We start from the raw sequence: 21,229 nt of genomic DNA, 5'->3' as shown, positions 1-21,229 counted from the left end.
ACGCCTATGGCTGCGCTCAGGGAGCCGATGCGCTGGTGATCGTCACCGAATGGGATATGTTCCGGGCACTCGACCTCAAGCGGCTGAAGGCGGCGCTGACCGAGCCCGTGGTGGTGGATCTGCGCAACGTCTACCGCCCCGAGGAGATGCGCAAGCACGGTTTCACCTATTCCAGCATCGGGCGGGTCTGACTTCGGGCGGGAGAGATGTTCACGCGGACGCCGTCCGACTCTGATTGGAAGGAGGGTGGTTGATGACCTAGAAAGTGGAGCGGTCCCGTATAGTCTTTCGCGATCGATAGGTGCCTTTGCGCGCGGCCGATTGCGTCACGCCAGCAGGGGCCGAGATTGCCTCTTCTCCGAGCTTGAGTACCCGGACTGGGTGCATCTGATAGGCCATTCCGAAGGCTCCGTTCCGGGAGCGCCCTGGGCCTACTGCGTTCTCTCCATTGCGGCGGCAATTCCGTTCAAGCTGCTCCCGATGATCACCTTTAGCAACCTTCCTGGAGATTGGTCTCCGGCCTATATCTCGGCCAAACAGGCGCTTGTGGTACTTTCCAACTCTGCATGGTGGCAACTGTCAGCGTTGCTAGTCATGCGGCTGCAACACGGTTTGGTTGTGGACCGCTCGGCACATTGCTGGCGAGCGCCCTGGCGTTCATCCTGTCCCAGTATATAACCCTCTGCGCCCTCGACGCGCCGGCGCTCCTGTAGATCTATTTCGGCGCTCTGTCCCTGAACTCGTTGCCTGCCTTTTCCGCACTCATGGGCGTCTCGGCGCTTGTGAACGAGAAGGTGCTCATCGTCTTTGGATTGATGTTCGCCGTACGTCTGCTACTGCGGCCCGCCCAGAGGAGAGCGTTCCTGTTGCTGCTCCCGGTCATCGTCGGATGCGCTTTGTATGGAGCCGTGATGATAGCTATTCCGCTTCCACGGATGGAACATCAGCAGAGCCTTGGGCACCTTCTGCAATCCATCATGATGAACGTTCAGGCAAGCCTGACTCTGAAAGGACCGCTCCTGAATGTTCTTCCTGTTCTCGTCGTCCTTACCCTGGCTCTTCTCGCCAGAACAACAACCCTGTCGAAAGATGCGCCTTATGCTTCGCAGGTAGACTAGCTTGTCGTTCCGCTTCTGCTCTGTGTCACCATGGTTGCAAGCATCACGCTCATTGTCGGGCGGATTGTGATGCATGCCTTTCCATTCTTTATTGGCCCTGTCGCCTTGGCTTTCGAACAGCGAATCCAGGGTTGGCCAGCGCACTCTTTCCTTGGACGTGCAACGTAATGGGTTAGGGTTTGGTAAGATGGGTGCAATCACTGCACCAGTGCCGCTGCGCTGCCAGTCGTCGAGCTCAATCGGATCGCTGCCGTCCAAACCAGCCGGAGCCAATATGGATCCGGCCCCGAACGATGCCACACCAAGACATGCGCTATGGGCAAGTCAATGTTCGAGAACATAGCTAAACGGCACTCAATCCCAGGTCATTTTGTGTGAGGAGACACGTCCCGCTCATGTTCCAGGAGCTGGAGGTATCGATCACAGCACCAAAAATCGAGCTATTGGCGGCTCGATGCTGTGTGAGGGTATCGGAGTGCATGAAGAGTTGCTGTGAACCAAGCCCTTTCCTCTGCATACTAGACTCCTTGGCTCTAAATTAATTCGCTTGATTAACGGGATTTGATTTCGACTCGTCAGATTACACCTTCCGGGTGATACGAAAGGGCTCTGAGAGCATCCCGGAGGTACTACGAAGGATCTCGACGCCTGTCTGGACGTAAACGGTGCTGTGACCCTATTAATCTGCTGATGAGCGAGACTGATACAAACAAAATTGCGACGTCCGGCGACGGCTCCCTTAAATTCGGTACCAGTGGACTGCGAGGGCTTGTCACCGAATTGAATGGCGTGCCCGCCTTCTCCTATACGCGCGCCTTTGCTGAGATGTTAAAGGAGGATGGCTCGGCCGCGACATCGAAGAATATCGTGCTGGTCGGCCGCGATCTGCGCGACAGCAGCCCAAGCATTGCCCAGCTTTGCTGCGCCGCCCTTCGAGAGTCAGGCCTCGTGCCGCTCGATTGTGGTGCGCTTCCCACTCCGGCTCTGGCGTATCACGGCATGCGCTTCGGCGTGCCGGCGATCATGGTCACCGGCAGCCATATCCCCGAGGATCGCAACGGTCTGAAATTCTACCGGGTTCAGGGCGAGATTGACAAGAAGGACGAGACTTCCATCCTCGCTTGGCACGAGAAGCTCAACATTACGACGGTGCCGGCAAGCGCAAAGGACGTTCAGGCAGAAACGCCGGAGATTGATCTCGTCGCGGCTTATCAGCACCGCTACAAGGGTTTCTTCGGAGCAGGGGCACTGTCCGGTCTCACGGTTGGTGTCTATCAGCACTCATCTGTCGCACGCGACGTCATCGTACAGATGCTCGAAAGCTTCGGCGCTCGAGCCGTGCCGCTCGGACGTGCGACAAGCTTCATCCCCGTCGACACAGAAGCACTGCGTGAGGAGGACGAGATCCTTGCCAAGCAATGGGCCGGCGAGCAGAAGCTCGATGCCATCGTCTCCACTGATGGCGATGCGGATCGCCCGCTGATCTCTGACGGGACAGGTGCGTTTCTGCGCGGCGATCTCGTCGGTGCGATCACAGCGCGTTATCTCGGAGCAGATGTGATCGTGACGCCGGTCACGTCAAATTCTGCCCTTGAGGCTTCCGGTGCGTTCAAGGACGTTATCCGAACGAAGGTGGGTTCGCCTTATGTGATCGAAGGTATGGGTGAAGCCGCGCGCTCCGGCGCACGCGCCATCGTAGGGTTTGAGGCCAATGGCGGTGTTCTGCTCGGCTCCGACATCGTGCGGGAAGAACGGCACTTGGCGGCGCTACCCACCCGTGATGCAATGCTGCCTATTCTCTGCACTCTCGGAGAAGTTGCGGCCAAGAAGCGTCGCTTGGCGGATGTTGGCGCAGAATTCGCCTTCAAGGCTGCCGCAAGCAATCGTCTTAAAAATGTAGCAACGGAACGGAGTGTCGCATTTGTGACCAGGCTGCAGAAGGATGAGGCGTTTCTGTCTGAACTGCTCGCGCCCCTCGGCGGTGTTGCAAATCATGACAGGCGCGATGGACTGCGCATCCTGGCGAACAATGGCGAGGTTGTGCACTTCCGCCCGTCCGGCAACGCGCCGGAATTGCGTGTCTATGTCGAGGCTGCAACACCAGGGCGGGCCGACAGCCTCCTGAGGTGGGGACTTGATGTCGCGCAACAGCAGACTGCCTGATGCAGGATAGTAAGAGGACTCGCACTTACAGCAAGCGTGTTTTTTATAAGATAATACATTATAGTCTAAAGTAATTTAAGAGGATGTATGTGTCTCGGAATTGCGGGTAGCAGTAAGTATAAGTTCAGTATTGTTCCGCCGCTCTAATGAATATATAGTTTTACTTAGAAGGAATTACTACTCAAGAGGAATGGGTTCTATTTTCCCTGCCGCTACTTCTGGTATCGAAACGGCGAGGAACGCTTTCATGGAACCATTAGTAATTACTGTTGCGCCTCCAACTGGCAATCCCGTTCTGGATACCGCGGCCATCAGAGTGGCCATCGAGCAGGCGAATGCCGCCTATTTGGACGCTCGCAAGACAGACCCTAATGCCCCTCAAGTTACGGTCCAGCTTGCTTCGGGCACTTATATTGTCACTGCAGATCAATCCAATCCCTCGGCGGGTGCGGTTGAGCTTCTCTCCGGTGTGGCACTGGTTGGCGCCGGTATGGGACAGACCACGATTAAGCTGGCTGACAACTTCAACGCCAAGATCAATGGCATTGTGCGCACAGCGCTCGACAATGTTGAAAACGTCACGGTAGCCAACCTCACCATTGACGGAAACCGCGCCAACAACACGGGGGAACAGACCGGCTTTATTTGCGGTGTCAAAGAGGCCTCGGGCGAGGTTCAGTCCAACATCACACTGACTGGCGTCGAAATCAAAAACTGCACCTCGTATGGCTTCAACCCGCATGAGATCACGTACGATGTGACGATCAAGGATTGCATCTCCCATCACAATGGGAAGGACGGCTTCGTCGCAGATGGCGTCATTGGTGGCGTTTACGAAAACAACATCGCCTATGCCAACGACCGCCATGGCTTCAACATTCAGAACGCATCCTCCAACATCGATCTTGTCAACAACACAGCCTATGGCAATGGCCTAGGGGCCACCGGAGGAGCCGGCGTTGTCGTCCAGCGCGGGGACATCCAGCGCAACGGCGAGGCCGAAATCGCCTGGGTCAGCGATGTCCGAATTATCGGCGGCGAGTATTACGGCAATACGAAGGAAGGCATTCTCGTCAAGTTATCGGAAGACATTATCATCGATGGCGCGCAAGTCCACCATAACCAGACCCAGGGGGTGCGGATCGAGGGTGCCATCAATACCGTGGTGAAGAACAGCACGGTCTACAACAACTCCCAGGAACTGGCTGGCAAATACGACGAGATCCAGATCCGCCTGCGCGAAGATTATCCGGACGGAAACACTGCTGATAGCCCGGCCACTCAGCCTCTCAAGACCTACTACTCGACTGGAACACAAATCCTGGACAACATCATCAATCCTCAGAATGCTCGATATGCGATCCGCGAGGAGCCCACGAACGACGATGGCGGCCCTACCGGGACGGTGATCTCCGGCAACACGATTGGCGCCACGCCTACGAATGGCGATGATACAATAGCTGGTTCGGCTGCCGGCGAAGAGATGCGGGGGCTCGCCGGCAACGATACCTACATCGTAAATGACTCGGGCGATCTGGTCGTGGAGCAGCCTGGCGAAGGCTCGGACCGCGTTCTCACGTCAATCCATTACACGTTGACAGCGAATGTTGAAAACCTGACATTGACGGGCCTTGCCGCGATCAATGGGTATGGTAACGAACTGAGCAACATCCTGATCGGCAATGGTGCTGCGAACGTCCTGAAGTCGTTCGATGGAAACGATACGCTGGATGGCGGTGGCGGCGCAGACGCCATGACGGGCGGCAATGGTGACGACACTTACTATGTCAATGATGCTAATGATCTGATTAACGAAAGCGCTGCCGATGCGAGCGGCACTCCCGGCGGCTACGACCGAGTCTTCAGCTCGGTCAGTTATACGCTTTCAAGCCAGGTCGAGGCACTGACATTGATGGGCACCGCAAACATCAATGCAGTGGGCTCTAACCAGGAAAATACGCTAATCGGCAACTCCGGGAATAATGTGCTCGACGGCCAGGGTGGCGCGGATACCATGAGTGGCGGCGCAGGAAGCGACATTTATCAGGTCAATCATACCGGAGATACAGTGATCGAAGAGGTCGCGGCTGGGATCGATACGGTTATCAGCACAATCTCCTACCAGCTTGGCCAAAACATCGAAAATTTGACCCTTGTTGATCCAACCGTCATAGACGGTAAGTTCGCGACCATGGGCACCGGAAACGAGCTTAATAATACCATCCGGGGCAATAGCGCCGCCAACAAACTCTATGGTCAGGACGGCAATGACTTGCTTGAAGGCGAACTTGGTGCGGACTCCCTCTATGGTGGCTTGGGCGACGATGCCTTCATCATGCGCAAGGGGGAGTTCGGAGGGGATACTATCTTTGATTTTACCGGCAATGGCAGTGCCGCGGGTGACAGGTTCGAGTTCATCGGCTTCTCGAGTAGCGCAACGCTCAGATTGACGGGGACCAACACCTGGACCGTCACAGACGGAGCCTACACGGAGAGCTTTATCGTTGCCGGGGGAGCTGCAATTGATGCTAGCGACTACAAATTCCTGACTGAGTCGCCTTCGCCTGATCCGACTACGGCGCGGACTGATATCTTCCGCTTCTACAACATGGAAAGGAAGACGCACTTCTACACTGCGTCTACGGAGGAGCGTGATCATGTGATCAACACCTGGTCTCAGTTTCGATACGAAGGGAATGCCTTTGATACCACCGCGACGGCACTGAACGGAATCGAGGTTTTCCGCTTCTACAACACAGAGACGAAGAGCCACTTCTACACGACCTCTATCCAGGAGCGTGATCATGTGATCAACACCTGGTCTCAGTTTCGATACGAGGGATTGGCCTACTATGCTCATGCGGATGATGGTGGTGGGCAGCACGAGGCTCTTTACCGCTTCTACAATGAGCAAACGAAGACCCATTTCTACACCGCCAGCGAACTCGAGCGGGATCAGGTGATTACTAAGTATCCTCAGTTCAGGTATGAAGGCACCGCGTTCTATGTTGATATTGCTTAGATAAGCAGGGCTGATCAGGCTGTTGCAGCGAGTGCCTGCGTCGGTGTTGGTCGGCCGTCGCCATGGTGAGAGGGAGCGATCCTGATGCTCCCTCTCGCATCAGTGCGAAGATCGGAGGACCGCGCTGGCGCGATCTATGTCCGGTCCGAACAAGGCACCGCCCATCCTTTGATCAAGCAGAGCAGGTTGGACCAGTTAAGAGAGAAGCTTCTCGGCAATCCAGTCAGAGCCTCTGAGAGTCCGCCTCATAAATCATGAGCGCCGTCCCAAGCGGCGGACGAGGAGCATGACCGAAGCGGCATAGAGAAAGGCGCAGGCCGAAGTGAGCGTCGCCTCTGGGGCGTTCCAGAGCCGGCGATTGCGGGTGATCCACGCGGAGAACCGTTCAACTACCCAGCGGCGTGGGTGCACCGCAAACCCACCTGATCCGGCGGCTTCTTGACGACCTCGATACTGATCGAGGTGGCCTGGAAGGGAGCCTCTCCAGCATAGCCGCTGTCGGCAAATGCTTTGGCGGTGAACGGGAATGAGCGCCGTGACAGAAGCAGGACCATGGGAGCACCATCGCGATCCTGAATGTCAGCGGGTTGAGGCACCAGGACCAGACCGCGTCTGTCGGTGTCGACTATCACCTAGCGGTTGTGGCCCTTGACCTTCTTGCCAGCATCATAGCCTCTCGGTCCGCCGCTCTCGTTGGTCCTCACACTTTGGATGTCGAGCTCGGCGGCTGTGGGAACGCCTCCCGCCCGACCCGCTCCCAGTTCGTCATGACAAGCGGGTGGTTGATGGTCTTATACAGTCCGGTGCCACGCTACAGGCAGAACCAGCGGAAGATGGTGCTCTTGTGCGGTAGAGCAAAGGGCAAAAGCCGCCAGACAATGCCGCCGCGCGGGACATAGAAGATCTCGTTTAGGATCTCGTGGGCGGGCCAGCGGCGTGGACGTCCTCGGGTATGAGGCTAACGTAGATGCGGGTCGATCACAGCCCATTCGGCATCGGTCAAATCGGTTTTATGACGCAACCCGTCGCGGCTATACTGTCGCAGAATGGTCGGGGCGACATCGCAGTTCAAGGTGAGGCTTCAGCACCCTCTTGGAAGCGTGCTACCCCCAGACCACTGAACCCTTTTCGGGCGGGCTCTCAGGAGCGACCAGGCTATCTCCGGGAGCAGGGGCGGATGATCAGCCAACTGGCCTAGGCCGATCTCCGGAGGAGGGATAGACTGTCTAGCGTAATGGCCTGCAGCTATTAAATCCGCGACAAGTGGGCAGCTTGCAGCCTTGAGAGCGGCTTGAGACACTCGTCAGTCTGGTCGCGGAAAAGCAAAGCTGACAAGCATTATCAGGATAATAAACGGACCGATTAATGGCTGCTGTTACATCTTATAGTCAGACAGGAAACGCGTACATCGATGGTATCCTGGACAATCTTAAGTGGGCCGTTTCAAATCTAACGTTTAGTTTTCCAACGAATGGTTCTCACTACGGCTCCGGATACGGCAGCGGCGAGACGGCGGACAATTTTGGTGCGCTGAACACAACGCAGCAGGCGGTGGTTCGCTCATCTCTGAAGATGTATGCCTCGGTCGCCAATCTCAGCTTCACTGAGATCGCTGAGACGGCCACGCAGCATGCAGACCTGCGCTTTGCCGAGTCTGATTTGCCGGGTACGGCCTGGGCCTATTTCCCGACGACCGCTGCGGAAGGCGGGGACGTTTGGTTCAACAGCACTGACTACAATACTCCGATGAAGGGCAACTACGCCTCTCTCACCTTCGTGCATGAGATCGGCCATGCGCTCGGCCTGGAACATCCGCATCAGGGCAGCACCATCATGCCGCTCAGCCGTGATTCCATGGAGTACACGGTGATGAGCTACCGCTCGTATATCGGCGCCTCCACCACCAGCGGCTATGTCAACGAGACCTGGAGTTATGCGCAGTCGCTGATGATGTACGACATCGCGGCTCTCCAGCATATGTACGGCGCCAACTACACCACCAACAGCGGCAACACTACGTACAAGTGGAACTCAGCCACCGGCGAGATGATGGTCAATGGCGTTGGCCAAGGGGCACCCGGCGGTAACAAGATCCTGCTGACGGTGTGGGACGGCGGTGGCACCGACACCTACGACTTCTCGAACTACACCAGCAATCTGAAGGTCGATCTGCGGCCGGGACAGTGGACGAACACCTCGACGGCCCAGCTTGCGAAACTGCACTATGACGGCTCGAAGGTCGCAGTTGGTAACATCGCAAGCGCGCTGCTCTATAAGGGCGATACCCGCTCGCTCATTGAGAGGGCCATCGGCGGATCGGGGAGCGATACCGTTACGGGTAATGTAAGCGGGAATATCCTGCGCGGTAATGGCGGGGATGACACACTCTATGGTCTTGCAGGGGCCGATACTCTGATTGGAGGAGGAGGCAAGGACTATCTCAATGGTGGGGCGGATTATGACGTCGTTGAATATTCAGGTCTCTCCGCAGACTACACCTGGATCAGGAATGCGAACGGGGCGTGGATCACCACCGATCTTCGCGCCGGCAGCCTAGACGGTGTCGATACTCTCATTGAAATCGAGGCGCTCAAGTTCAGCGACCGATCCATCACGCTTCAAGACGTTGGGACTACGACCATAACTGAGGATCCAATTGGCCAGGACATTTTCCGCTTTTACAACGCGCAGACCCAATCGCACTTCTACACCGCTTCGGCAGCGGAAAAGGATCAGGTGATCGCAAGCTATCCTCAGTTCACCTTCGAAGGCAACGTGTTCGATACCACGGCGACCTCCCTTAATGGCGTCAACGTATTCAGGTTCTACAATACTCAAACCAAGACACATTTTTACACCGCGAGTGCGGCTGAGCGCGACTATGTCATCGCAACCTATGCGCAGTTTCGCTTTGAAGGAGCCGCCTACTACGCCTACGCGAATGATGGTGGCGGCCAGCACGAGGCTCTTTACCGCTTCTACAACCAGCAAACGAAGGCCCATTTCTATACCGCCAGCGAGCTCGAGCGGGATCAGGTAATCGCCAAATACTCTCAATACAAGTATGAAGGCACCGCGTTCTACGTCGATCTAGCCTAATATTACGACCTCACTAGAGGTGTCGGCTGGGCGGACTAGATGACTGATGCACTGCCAGCGGTCAACAGCTCAGATCTGAGGGCAACCGCTCGTGGTCGTACACTAATCTCAACCCCCACGCCCGACCGTGCCGCTGCTAAACCTGGTGCAACCGCACAGCCTACCATGTCAAACCGGCGGGCTCACTGATACGATCCTCCCGCGCTTCAGTCGTGCAGCGGCGGCGTTTTCAAACCTTTAAGGCTTGGGGAGAGCTAGGGATTCAGGGCGATTGGGCTTGGGTAGATTACTGATCCCGGATAAACGGAGGGGGGCGTGATCAAGCGAACAGCTCCAGGGGGAGGCCCAACGTGGCCCCTCAGGCCGTCTCGTACGGCCCGCCCGATGTGACGAATACTCGTGGGCGAGTACTTATAATGAGCCACGATCGATATCGCGAGAAGTGAAATGTGAATCCCAAACTCAACTTTCCACTTCAGCGGGATATGAGGCAGCAACAAGCTGGCAACCTGATTGTAAAAGTAGCTGTACATCCTCATCTGGCTCTGGTGGGGAAAGCGAATGCCAAAGATTTTCGAGCGGATTGCTCTCTCGCCGATCGTGTGCTCCATGGGCAGGTTCGGATCGTACCAGCACGAATAACCCTTCGACCAAGCACGGAAGCACCACTCGGTATCAATCGCGTCGATGAAGAAATCGCTTCGGAACTAGCCAATCGCTCGAAACACGCGAAGATCGATCAGCGAGCTGGATGTGATGAGGTAGTGAACAGGGATCGTCCCGTCCTTCTCTTCGATGGCCTGCCGCTGAAAGTAGCGCGGACTTTTGAATTCGTGGCTCCGGCCCTGCGGGTCGGTGATCTTAGGTCCGATCACGGCCACTTGGGTGCCGTTCTCGATGAGCCGATCCGCAGACCTCGAGAGTGCGGAAATCATGCCCCGGGGCGGGCGTGAGTCCTGATCGAAGATCACAACGCGGCCGCAGCCGTGAACGAGGGCGTGTAGGGCTATGATGTTGAGAGCCTCCGCAACGCCTAGGTTGTAATCCGACTTGATGATTTGGCAGTAAGGAGCGAATTGCTGAAGCTCGGCGAGAATGGCGTCGTCGATGACAGTATTCACGAACACAAAGACGTATTCGACCTCTTGAGCGATCGAGGAGACCAGAGGGAGAATGGTGGCGGCAGCCGGGTCGAACGCAACCACACCAGGTGCCGTCCTTGCGAGAGTATGACAACTCATCGAAGAAATCTCTGCTCCGCTCTCCACGGGAGGCGTCTTGTCCCTCCCGGGCGATGTCGAGGCTCGAGGCCATAGCAAGTTGGTCTCTACAGTTACTGCGTGAAATGCGAAAGTCGAGGAACATCCCGAGCCTCATGACGTCACGCCCCGGTCGCGGGAGAGGTCATTATAGATCGAAGCGTCGTAGATCAGGGGCAGGATGGACACAATCTGTTTCAGCGGCGTGGGCATATGTCGCTACGGTCCATTGGGCCTCTCTTGAGTGGATTTATCGAACTGACGTAAGGTGAGATGGTATTTCCATTGATCGAATGCTCATGTGGCGGGCGAAAGATATGTCTTGATAATAAAAAGCGAAGACAATATTTAAAGAAAAGCAAGCGCTAAATCGTAACTATGTGCATAATAAAGCTTTAGAAAGATGATCTTTATAAAAATCAATATAAAGATGCTTGTGAAAAATTAATCGGATCGGAGACAATGCTTCCTGTCGTCGCTGTTGTCGTCGCCTCTTGAGCCTTGCAAGCTCTAATGAAATTTGATAACTGCCCCGCAAGTTTGACAACGAAGATCCACGAACGGCGGCGCGCTACTCCATGGCGAAGAAATATCTTGTTACCGGCGGGGCCGGGTTTATCGGCTCGGCTGTTGCTCGTTTGCTCATTCGCGACACCTTGCACCAGGTGCTCGTCCTTGATAAGCTTACTTATGCAGGCAATCTGGATTCCCTGGAGCCTATCGCAAACAATCCCCGCTACGGCTTCGTGCAGGCTGATATCGCCGATGCTGAGCGTGTGCGCGAGGTCATCGACGAGTTCCAGCCCGATGTGATCATGCATCTCGCGGCTGAGAGCCATGTCGACCGTTCGATCGACAGCCCCGGAAAGTTCGTTCAGACCAACGTTGTGGGAACCTACACGCTCCTGCAGGCCGCTTTGGGCTACTGGCGTAGGCTTTCCGCCGAGCGCCAGGCCGCGTTCCGTTTCCATCACATCTCGACCGATGAGGTTTTTGGCACGCTGGGGGGGGACGGCTTCTTCCACGAGGAGTATCCTTATCAGCCGAGCTCGCCCTATTCGGCCTCGAAGGCGGCCTCCGACCATTTCGTCCGTGCGTGGTACCACACCTACGGCCTGCCAACCCTGGTGACGAACTGCTCAAATAATTACGGCCCTTATCACTTCCCGGAGAAGCTCATCCCTCTGATCATCCTCAATGCGCTCGAGGGCAAGCCGCTCCCTGTCTACGGGAAGGGCGAGAACGTGCGCGATTGGCTGTTCGTGGACGATCATGCCCGAGCTCTCATCCGCGTCATCGAGAACGGCCGCCCGGGCGAGACCTATGCGATCGGCGGACACAACGAGCGCCGCAACATCGATGTGGTGCGCGCCATCTGCGCTCTGATCGACGAGTTGGCTCCCGATCAGGCTATCGGGCCGAGGGAAAACCTCATCACCTATGTGACCGACCGTCCAGGCCACGATCTGCGCTATGCGATCGACGCCTCGAAAATCGAGCGAGAGCTTGGTTGGCGCCCGGCGGAGACCTTCGAATCCGGTTTGCGCAAGACGGTCGAATGGTATCTCGCCAACCGCCACTGGTGGGAGCGCGTGCGCACTGGCGTGTATCAGGGTGAGCGCCTTGGGATCGCCGTTTAGTCATGCGGAGCGAGGCATAACTGCAGTCACGATCACTTCTCAGAGTTCTGCGCGGAGGGCGCTTTGGAAGTCTACTCAACAGCCATCGCTGACGTGAAAGTTGTCAAGCCTCCGCGCTTTGGCGACCACCGCGGCTTTTTCTCAGAAGTCTACAATTTTGAGAAGTTCGTTCGGGCGGGGATCGACCTCACCTTCGTGCAGGACAACCACTCTCTGTCCGCACAGCAGGGAACCGTTCGCGGGATGCACTTTCAAAGTCACCCTTTCGCTCAGGACAAGCTGATCCGGGTTGCTCGCGGTCGGATCTTCGATGTGGCCGTTGACATTCGGCGTTCCTCTCCAACCTACGGGCGGCATGTTGCGGTCGAGCTTTCGGCCGAGAACGGCTTGCAGCTACTCGTTCCGGTGGGGTTTGCGCATGGATTCTGCACCCTTGAGCCGAACACAGAAGTCATCTACAAGGTCAGCGGCTACTATTCTGCGGCGCATGATCATGGCGTTGCCTGGGATGATCCCGCGCTCGGGATCGACTGGCCGGTCGCGCCCGAGGCCGCTGTCCTCTCCGACAAGGATCGGCGTCATCCTCTCTTGGCCGATCTGCCACCGTATTTCGGCTAAGGGATCAGGGACGCCGCATGCGAATTCTCGTCACCGGGACTGAAGGTCAAGTCGCGCGGTCGCTCCTTGAGCGGGCCTCTGCTCATAGCCTGCTTGTCAAAGCCGCTGGGCGCCCTGATCTTGACCTCCTTCGGCCGGAGACCGTGGCTCCTGTCATCCGGGCCGCCTCACCGGATGTCATCGTCAGTGCAGCGGCTTACACGGCGGTCGATCAGGCCGAAGCTGAACCTGAGCTTGCGGCTGCCATCAACGTACAAGGAGCGGCCGCTGTTGCTGCTGTTGCTGCCGATCTAGCCGTTCCCATTGTTCATCTATCGACCGACTACGTCTTCGACGGTCTGCTTGGGCGACCCTATCGCGAGACAGATCAGGTGGGGCCGGTCAGCGTCTATGGGTGCTCGAAGCTGGCGGGAGAACTGGCCGTGAGTACCGCCACCCCTAACCATGTCATTCTCCGAACGGCCTGGGTCTATAGCCCTTTCGGGAAGAACTTTGTCAAAACAATCCTGAAATTGGCTGCGGCGCGTGATGAGCTTTTGATTGTTGCAGATCAGCACGGATCCCCGACAAGTGCTCACGACATCGCCGATGGAATTGTGGCGGTTTGCCGCAACATACTCAAGTCGCCATCCGATGAAAGTCTTCGAGGCGTGTTTCACATGGCCGGAACGGGGTATACCACCTGGGCCGACTTTGCGACGCAGATCGTCGAGGAGGCGGCGCGTCGGGGTGGGCGCAAGGTCGCTGTCAAGGCCATAGGCACCGCTGACTATCCCACACCGGCCAAGCGGCCCGCGAACTCACGGCTCGACTGCTCCAAGCTGTTCCAAACCCACAAGGTGAAATTGCAAGATTGGCAGACCTCCCTGACTGACTGTATTGCCCGTCTCATGCAAGAACATTCGGCTGAAGGAAAATCACAATGAAGGGCATTATCTTGGCTGGAGGGAGCGGTACGCGCCTTCATCCCTTGACGCTGGTGACGTCGAAGCAACTTCTTCCGGTCTATGACAAGCCGATGATCTATTACCCGCTGAGCGTGCTGATGCTGGCGGGCATTCGTGAGATCCTGATCATCTCGACACCGCATGATATGCCACAATTTCAGCGGTTGCTCGGTGACGGTTCGCAATGGGGCCTTCAGTTCACCTACGCCGTTCAGCCGAAACCGGAAGGACTGGCGCAGGCCTATCACATCGGGGCGGACTTCGTCCGCGGTGGGCCATCGGCTCTCGTTCTGGGGGACAACATCTTCTACGGGCATGGCCTGCCCAGTCTCCTGCAGGCGGCGCGGGATCGGCAGTCAGGCGCGACGGTCTTCGGCTACTATGTCAATGATCCCGAGCGTTATGGCGTTGTCGAGTTTGACAAAGCGGGTCGCGCGATCTCTATCGAAGAAAAGCCTCAGCGCCCACGCTCTCATTGGGCTGTAACAGGCCTCTACTTCTACGATGAGAAGGTAGTTGATATCGCAACCGATATTAGGCCTTCCGCGCGGGGTGAGTTGGAGATCACGGATATTAACCGGATCTATCTCGAAAGGGGTGAGCTCAATGTCGAACGCATGGGACGCGGCTTCGCCTGGCTGGATACAGGAACGCACGAAAGCCTGATCGATGCGAGTGCCTTCGTCCGCGCGCTCGAGCAACGCCAAGGTCTTCGGATCGCATGCCCAGAAGAGGTTGCGTTCACCCTCGGCTTGATCGGTCGTGACGATCTTGTGCGCCTCGGGGAAAAGCTGGGCAAGAGCGACTATGGACGCTACCTGATCAGAATTGCAAACGAGGCAGGACTTTCGGAGACGCGCATCTAGAGGCTTGGACTGAAAACAGAAGCTAGTCCAATCGCAGTGGATGCGCTTCAGCTTCAGGCCGGGCTTCAACGCACTCTTGTCCAGTACAGTTACGTCGGACAGGGCTTAGAACAATGACACCGAATTTTCTATCCTCAGCATTGGGGGAGCTGGCAAGGCTGCTGTGCGAGGCAAAACAAGCTTGGCTGGAACCTGCCTCCCGACGCAAAGTCATACGGGAGGGGGCCAAGAAGATCTTCATTGCGATCCCACTTCCTTGGGTATGGAAAACTCGAACTCTCGACTGGGTACGTCGGTGCTATATAGTTGTGATCCGTAAGCTTGGCAAACGTAGCTACACGGTATGGATAAAGCGGTATGATGCTCTCAAACCGAGCGATATTGTTGCCATTCAGCGCCAAATCGACTCTCTGCCGCGCCGCCCACGTATCTCTGTCGTTGTGCCCGTCTACAATGCGGATGAGCGGCACTTGGATGGGATGATCCGATCTGTTCGTGATCAGATTTATCCGGATTGGGAACTCTGCATAGCCGATGACGCTTCAACAAAGCCCCATGTGCGGCTTGTGCTCGAGCGCCACAGTCAAGCGGACGAGCGGATCAAAGTCGTTTACCGCGAAGTGAATGGGCATATCTCGGCGGCCACCAACTCCGCGATTGAGCTCGCGACAGGGGAGTTCATCGCGCTACTCGATCATGAGGATCTTCTGCCGCGACACGCCCTTTCAACGGTTGCCGATGCGATTGTCCGGAATCCCGAGGCAGATATATTCTATTCAGACGAGGACAAGGTTGACCAACGCGGGAAGCGGTATGAGCCCTACTTCAAACCCGACTGGAACCAGGAGCTTCTCTACGGGCAGAACTACATCAGTCATCTTGGTGTCTATAGCTCGCGCCTAATTAAAAGCATTGGCGGACTCCGCCTCGGCTACGAGGGGAGTCAGGATTACGATCTGGCGCTGCGAGCTACGGTTGCGACCACCGGACCTATCATCCACATCCCTCATATTCTCTACCACCGGAGGCTTATAAGGGGCGTACGAACTTTTTCGCCGACCCCGACCCACCTGGAAGTCGCAACGTCGACTGCATGTCGAGCTCTTCAAGAGCACCTTACCGCACGAGGCGAACGGGTCACCGTTGTTCCCACCAGTGATAGATACTGTCGGGTGGTCCGAGAGGAACCCCCTATATGGCCGCGGGTGACGGCTGTCATTCCGACACGTGATCATGTCGATGTCTTGCGAGAGTGTTTTTTCGGTCTCACCAAGCGGACAGATTACCCCAACCTAGAAGTCCTCATTGCTGACAACGATAGCATTGAACCGGAAACTCTCGCGTTCTTCAACGAAATCGAGACCCCAACCGTTAGGATCATAAAAACGCCTGGGCCGTTCAACTATTCAAGGATCAACAACGAGGCGATCAGCCACGCAACGGGTGATGTGATCCTCCTCTTGAACAACGATGTTTCGATGATCGAATCCTCCTGGCTCAAGGAGATGGTTCAGTATCTCACTCAAGAGAAGGTCGGAGCGGTCGGTGCGAAGCTATTTTACCCGGACCGTACTTTGCAGCATGGCGGCGTCGTTCTTGGAGTCGGTGGGGTTGCGGCACATATTCATATGGGCGCGCACTCTGATGATCCCGGCTACTTTGGACGCCTGATGCTCCCGCAGGATGTCTCGTGTGTGACCGCGGCTTGCATGTTGGTTAAGAAGTCGGTCTTTGACGAGGTTGGCGGCCTTGACGCTATAAACTTGGCCGTGGCTCTGAATGATGTCGATCTCTGCGTCAGAATTCGTAACGCTGGGTATCGTATCATATGGACTCCTCATGCTCAGCTTCTGCACCATGAATCGAAGAGTCGAGGCTCCGATATGGAGCCCGAAAGACTGCCGCGTTTCATGAAAGAATTCTCGTATATGCGGGCTCAATGGGGGGATTTTCTTGCGAGAGACCCGTTCTACAGTCCGAACCTTTCCCTTGATACCTGCACGCCAGAACTCGCATTCCCTCCACGGGTCAGCCGTCCATGGATCGAAGCGACACAATCTCGGATTGGCGCTAAGGATAGCTAATCTTGTGTTTGTGGTGCTATGATCCGACATAACATTCCTGGACCGTCCCTGACTGATCTATCGATAGCAATCTATGACTGAATTAGGTGTAGGCAGCCACCTCCGTATACGGATTTATCATGCAGACTGGTTCGACGAAGGCTGAATTCATTAACCCCTTAGAAATGCTCCTTGATGATGCCTGGGATCCGCTTTTCTGGCGGCCGGCAATCATGGATGTTCCTAGCGCGTGGTATGGCCATGTTCCCTTCGCGCACTGGTTGGTCCGACATATCAAACCGCGGGTCCTCGTCGAGCTGGGGACGCACGCTGGCGTCTCCTATTCTGCGTTCTGCTCTACTGTCGCTCGGGACGCGCTTGCTTCCCGTTGCTTTGCGGTCGACAGCTGGGAGGGCGATGAACAAGCCGGATTTTACCCGGAGGAGATCTACCGCTCTCTTAAGGAGTTTAACGATAGTCATTACCGGGGCTTCTCGACGCTTCTGCGGTCTACCTTCGACGAGGCCGTGAACCGCTTCGAGGATGGCACAGTTGATCTGCTGCACATTGATGGATTCCATTCCTACGAAGCTGTCAGTCACGATTTCGAAACGTGGAAGCGAAAGCTTTCGGATCGGGCCGTCGTGTTGTTCCATGATACCAACGAATACAAGGAAGGCTTCGGTGTCTGGCGATTTTGGGGCGAATTGAAATCGCAGTATCCGTCATTCGAATTTCTTCACAGTCATGGGCTTGGTGTTCTGGCATTCGGGAGCCAGGCTCCACGCTCTGTTCTAGAACTCTGCGGGCTTTCGGAAGACGACGCCAACACGATCCGGGACCGCTTTCAGCAAATCGGTGAACAGTGGAGGCTGCATTTCAAGGTAACGAATGTTGAGACAAAGCTGAGCGAGCAAAAGGAAATGCTGATCCAACAACGTGCCACAAGCGCGGCAATGACTACCGAAAAGAACAGAGCAACTAGTGAAAGAGACAGAGCAATTAGTGAAAGAGACAGAGCAATTAGCTGGTTGAAGGCTGCAGACGAGAAAGTCGCTCAGCGAGACGCCGAAATTCAGAATTTGCGGCGTCAGCTATATGCTCTGCGTAGGCAGAACTACAAAATTAGTTGGTTGGATTTTGTACGGCAGCAGCTCGGACACAGAAGAAATCGTCGCTTGTTGGCTTCATCCCCGCTGTTCGATAGGGAGTGGTATCTCTCTGCAAATCCGGACGTGCGGGAGGCAAAGATTGATCCTCTCAATCACTATCTTCAGAATGGCGGCTTTGAAGGTCGAATGCCGAGTCCGCATTTTGATAGTGCTGCTTACCTACGTCATAACCGAGATATCGCTCTACTAGGCCTAAACCCTCTCGTTCACTTTCTTCTGTTCGGCGAGAAGGAGGGCCGAAAGCCGAAATACTCTGCTCTTGATGAGCAGATGGTTGCGAAGTTTGAGGCAGAAATAAAAGGCAGTAATGTCTATCAAAGTCTTATAACTCAGGGCCCGCTTATTTCTATTGTTCTGCCAACTCGTAATCGTCGTGATTACGTTACGAACGCAATTCGAAGTGTGCTTGCTCAGACCTATTCCAACTGGGAGCTTATCGTCGTCGACGATGGAAGTACCGATGGGACCTTTGATATGCTCGCCGCGGAATATTCTGATGCACGGATTAAACTCATCCGTGAAGAGCCCAAGGGAGTGTCTGCAGCCCGCAATACTGCCCTGCGCAATGCCCAAGGAAGCTATATCGCCTATATCGATAGCGACAATGTTTGGAAGCCTGAGTTCTTGGCATTTGCTCTGACGCATCTCGTCAGAACCAAGGCCGACCTCTGCTACGCAGGTCTTGAAATCATTGGGGATACTGGCCTTCTTGGTAGTCGGCTCAAGGACTTTGACTACGATGAGCTTTCAAGAGAAAACTTCATCGACCTGAACATCATCATGCATACGCGTGATCTCTATGACACATATGGTGGCTTTGACGAGTCCCTTCAAAGGATGGTCGACTGGGACTTGCTCCTCAGATACACCAAGACATCCAAGGTTGTTTCTGCTCCATTTATTGGAGCCGAGTACGACAATACGGGCCGGAGCGATAGGATTACGAAGAAAGAAGGCTTGTTCTGGAAATATGTGATCCTGAACAAAAATATGCTGGATTGGGACGCGCTTCGTAAAGAGGTTGAGACTCGGTCGTCAGATGTTATTTCGATTGTCATTCCTGTGTACGGTCAAATCGAATTGACTGAGGAATGCTTGCAATCCATCTTTACCCAGCCTGCGGGAGCTGCGTTCGAAATCATCGTCGTGGACAATGGAAGCGATGAGAGAACCGTGGAGCGTCTGGAGGCCTGGTCGCGCGCGCGACCCGAAATCACCCTGGTTCGCAATAAGGAAAACCTGAACTTTGCGTTGGGCTGCAATATCGGATTTGCCGCAAGTCGAGGTCGCGTCGTCGTCTTCTTGAACAATGATACCATCGTAACCCCTGGGTGGCTTGCTCCCCTTGCGCAATCGCTCGAGATGCCCGGCATTGGCGCCGTGCAGCCTAAGTTGGTTTATCCCGACGAAACCATCCAGTGCATCGGCATCACTTTCTCGAGCCGCAGCGCAATCGGATACCCCATCTATGCAGGCCATCCCGGAGATGCTCCGCACGTCAACCGCAGCGCCTCACGGCAAGCTGTGACTGCAGCGTGCATAGCGGTTCGTGCAGCGGACTTCGCCGACCTCAGAGGCTTCGATCCTTCGTTCGTGAATGGGCAGGAGGACGTCGACTTCTGTCTGCGCTTGCAGCATGAGAGGGGCCTAACCTGCTGGTACACCGCGGAAAGTAAAGTTGTGCACCAGGAAAGCAAGACACCCGGTCGGGGCCTTAATATCAGAAACAACCGTCTCTTCTTCCAAAAGCGTTGGGGGGACCGCATCGTTGCTGACGATCTTCCGACCTACAAGGAGGATGGATTCGTGGTCACCCGATGGGAGGCGGACAATGCCACTTTTGAAAAGGAGAACTTGGCAAATTTCCGCCCGCGCTTGCGGTGGAGCAATTGGCATTCGAAGAATGCCGAAAATCCAGTTCAGATCGTGATCAAGATCGGCTGTCCCTCGCCGGAGGTCAAGGAAGAGTGGGGCGATTATCATTTCGCCAAATCTCTCGCCTCGGCCCTGGAGCGACTTGGCTGCCGATGCCGGATCGACTTCCTGAAGGACTGGAACAGGTTCGATGACTTGGACGATGTGAACATCGTCCTTCGTGGATTATCCGAGTTCCAGCCACAGAAGAATGCAATCAACCTAATGTGGATGATCAGTCATCCAGACAAGGTCGAGGAAGCGGAACTGAGCCGTTATGACCACGTCTTTGTTGCTTCGACAACCTACGCGGCGACGCTTGCTCAGGGCCTCGGTGATCGCGTTTCGCCACTCTTGCAGTGTACGGACCCGATGTTGTTCCTCCCGGAGCCGTCGGCTGCAAAGCAATACGATGCGTTGTTCGTTGGAAACTCTCGCAATGTGTTTCGGCGTGTTGTCAAAGATGCCATCGAAAGCGGCATTGATGTGGCCATTTTTGGAACGCGCTGGGAACAGTTTATTTGTTCCAGCCGAATTAGGGGGCAAAACATCCCAAATCGGGAGTTGGCGCTTCACTACAATGCGGCGCGTGTCGTGCTCAACGATCACTGGACCGACATGGCCGAGAAAGGGTTTGTGTCAAACCGAATCTTCGACGTGTTGGCATGCGGTGTACCGATCGTGTCGGATCACGTTGAAGGTCTTCCGGAAGAGTTTAAGTCTTTCGTCCAAATCTTCGGGAATGATCGTCCCTTGGAGGCGGCCATCAATGCTGTCTTGAATGAAGGGTCTGACATGGGTCGGAAGCGCATTGCATTTGCGCAGACTGTCCGAACAAATCACAGCTTCGACGAAAGGGCTCGGGTCATCTTAAGGGAGGTGAACCGGCTCCTCAAGATCAGCCCGGAGGCTGTGAGGGACCGTGCCATAGGCGGCTGAAGACCTGCAATCTAACCCGGGAAGTTTAGCGCCTCTATGACAGGAAGCCCTGATGAACCTTTGGTTCGTCTGAGCCAGTTGGCTAGGCAGGGGACTCATTTGTTCTAATCCTTTGTGACGGCGATCCGCGCCTGGCCCGCGAGGTAGTTGCGGGCCAGCGGGTCGTAGCGCGTTGCAAGCCTTCCAAATTTTCAGGCGACAGAACAGGCGTTCGATCGTTTGCGCCGCCGGTAGGCTGGGCGATCAAGCGGATACAGCGCGGCGCGGCTAACCAATACAGGCGCGCCATGGCACCCCTCCTGATCAACTAAACCCAATCAGGAGGATAAAACCTAGAGCATCGGGCATTCAGACGAATCCGTATCCGGCGGCGGTGAAATAGTTGCGGCACGCCTCAGGCTCAACGAGA

General features: G+C 55.7%; 12 protein-coding genes and 1 pseudogene. 10 read left to right on the top strand and 3 right to left on the bottom strand.

From position 1 onward, the window contains the following. The coding region (locus tag DC522_RS26955; protein ID WP_305777715.1) for a UDP binding domain-containing protein at positions 1–191 on the top strand (191 nt) is incomplete at its 5' end. 642 nt (positions 192–833) lie between these two features. Here DC522_RS26955 and DC522_RS34405 read toward each other — a convergent pair. Then, positions 834–1,391, bottom strand: coding sequence for a hypothetical protein (locus tag DC522_RS34405; RefSeq protein ID WP_133239380.1), 558 nt, complete (start codon positions 1,389–1,391; stop codon positions 834–836). Between the two features lie 417 nt (positions 1,392–1,808). Here DC522_RS34405 and DC522_RS26945 point away from each other — a divergent pair, with 417 nt between their 5' ends. Together DC522_RS26945 and DC522_RS26940 are read left to right on the top strand one after the other, a co-directional pair. Beyond that, positions 1,809–3,281, top strand: a complete 1,473-nt coding sequence (locus DC522_RS26945) for a phosphomannomutase (protein ID WP_116531648.1) — start codon at positions 1,809–1,811, stop codon at positions 3,279–3,281. Between the two features lie 247 nt (positions 3,282–3,528). Continuing rightward, positions 3,529–6,303: a right-handed parallel beta-helix repeat-containing protein gene (locus tag DC522_RS26940; RefSeq protein ID WP_165820328.1), complete on the top strand. Its 2,775-nt coding sequence runs from the start codon at positions 3,529–3,531 to the stop codon at positions 6,301–6,303. Between the two features lie 252 nt (positions 6,304–6,555). Here DC522_RS26940 and DC522_RS26935 read toward each other — a convergent pair. Next, positions 6,556–7,375: pseudogene (locus tag DC522_RS26935) on the bottom strand (IS5 family transposase). A gap of 293 nt (positions 7,376–7,668) precedes the next feature. On the opposite strand from DC522_RS26935, the gene DC522_RS26930 reads away from it, so the two are divergent. Beyond that, positions 7,669–9,402, top strand: a complete 1,734-nt coding sequence (locus DC522_RS26930) for a M10 family metallopeptidase C-terminal domain-containing protein (protein ID WP_116531646.1) — start codon at positions 7,669–7,671, stop codon at positions 9,400–9,402. A 707-nt stretch (positions 9,403–10,109) separates the two neighbouring features. Here DC522_RS26930 and DC522_RS26920 read toward each other — a convergent pair. Further along, entirely contained in the window at positions 10,110–10,643 is a 534-nt protein-coding gene (locus DC522_RS26920) for a hypothetical protein (protein WP_133239379.1), read from the bottom strand. A 596-nt stretch (positions 10,644–11,239) separates the two neighbouring features. On the opposite strand from DC522_RS26920, the gene rfbB reads away from it, so the two are divergent. The 6 genes from rfbB (at position 11,240) to DC522_RS26890 (ending at position 20,820) form a co-directional block, all read left to right on the top strand. Beyond that, positions 11,240–12,301 (top strand): dTDP-glucose 4,6-dehydratase, encoded by a 1,062-nt coding sequence (rfbB, locus tag DC522_RS26915; protein ID WP_116531643.1) that lies wholly within the window; start codon positions 11,240–11,242, stop codon positions 12,299–12,301. 63 nt (positions 12,302–12,364) lie between these two features. Continuing rightward, on the top strand, positions 12,365–12,919 hold the full coding sequence (gene rfbC / locus DC522_RS26910) for a dTDP-4-dehydrorhamnose 3,5-epimerase (RefSeq protein ID WP_116531642.1): 555 nt from the start codon (positions 12,365–12,367) through the stop codon (positions 12,917–12,919). A 17-nt stretch (positions 12,920–12,936) separates the two neighbouring features. Further along, the gene (gene rfbD, locus DC522_RS26905) at positions 12,937–13,845 is read left to right on the top strand and encodes a dTDP-4-dehydrorhamnose reductase (protein WP_116531641.1); all 909 of its coding nucleotides are present in this window, start codon (positions 12,937–12,939) and stop codon (positions 13,843–13,845) included. Continuing rightward, a complete protein-coding gene (gene rfbA / locus DC522_RS26900; protein WP_116531640.1) occupies positions 13,842–14,732 on the top strand; it encodes a glucose-1-phosphate thymidylyltransferase RfbA in 891 nt (296 codons plus the stop codon). The genes rfbD and rfbA overlap by 4 nt, the downstream gene beginning before the upstream one ends. A 113-nt stretch (positions 14,733–14,845) precedes the next feature. Continuing rightward, positions 14,846–16,816, top strand: a complete 1,971-nt coding sequence (locus tag DC522_RS26895; protein WP_116531639.1) for a glycosyltransferase — start codon at positions 14,846–14,848, stop codon at positions 16,814–16,816. Positions 16,817–16,935: 119 nt separating this feature from the next. Then, positions 16,936–20,820 (top strand): glycosyltransferase, encoded by a 3,885-nt coding sequence (locus tag DC522_RS26890; protein WP_116531638.1) that lies wholly within the window; start codon positions 16,936–16,938, stop codon positions 20,818–20,820. Positions 20,821–21,229: the final 409 nt, after the last annotated feature.

Origin of the sequence: Microvirga sp. KLBC 81 (genome assembly GCF_003075415.1) — a bacterium.
Lineage (GTDB): Bacteria > Pseudomonadota > Alphaproteobacteria > Rhizobiales > Beijerinckiaceae > Microvirga.
This window is presented reverse-complemented; position numbering and strand designations above follow the sequence as displayed.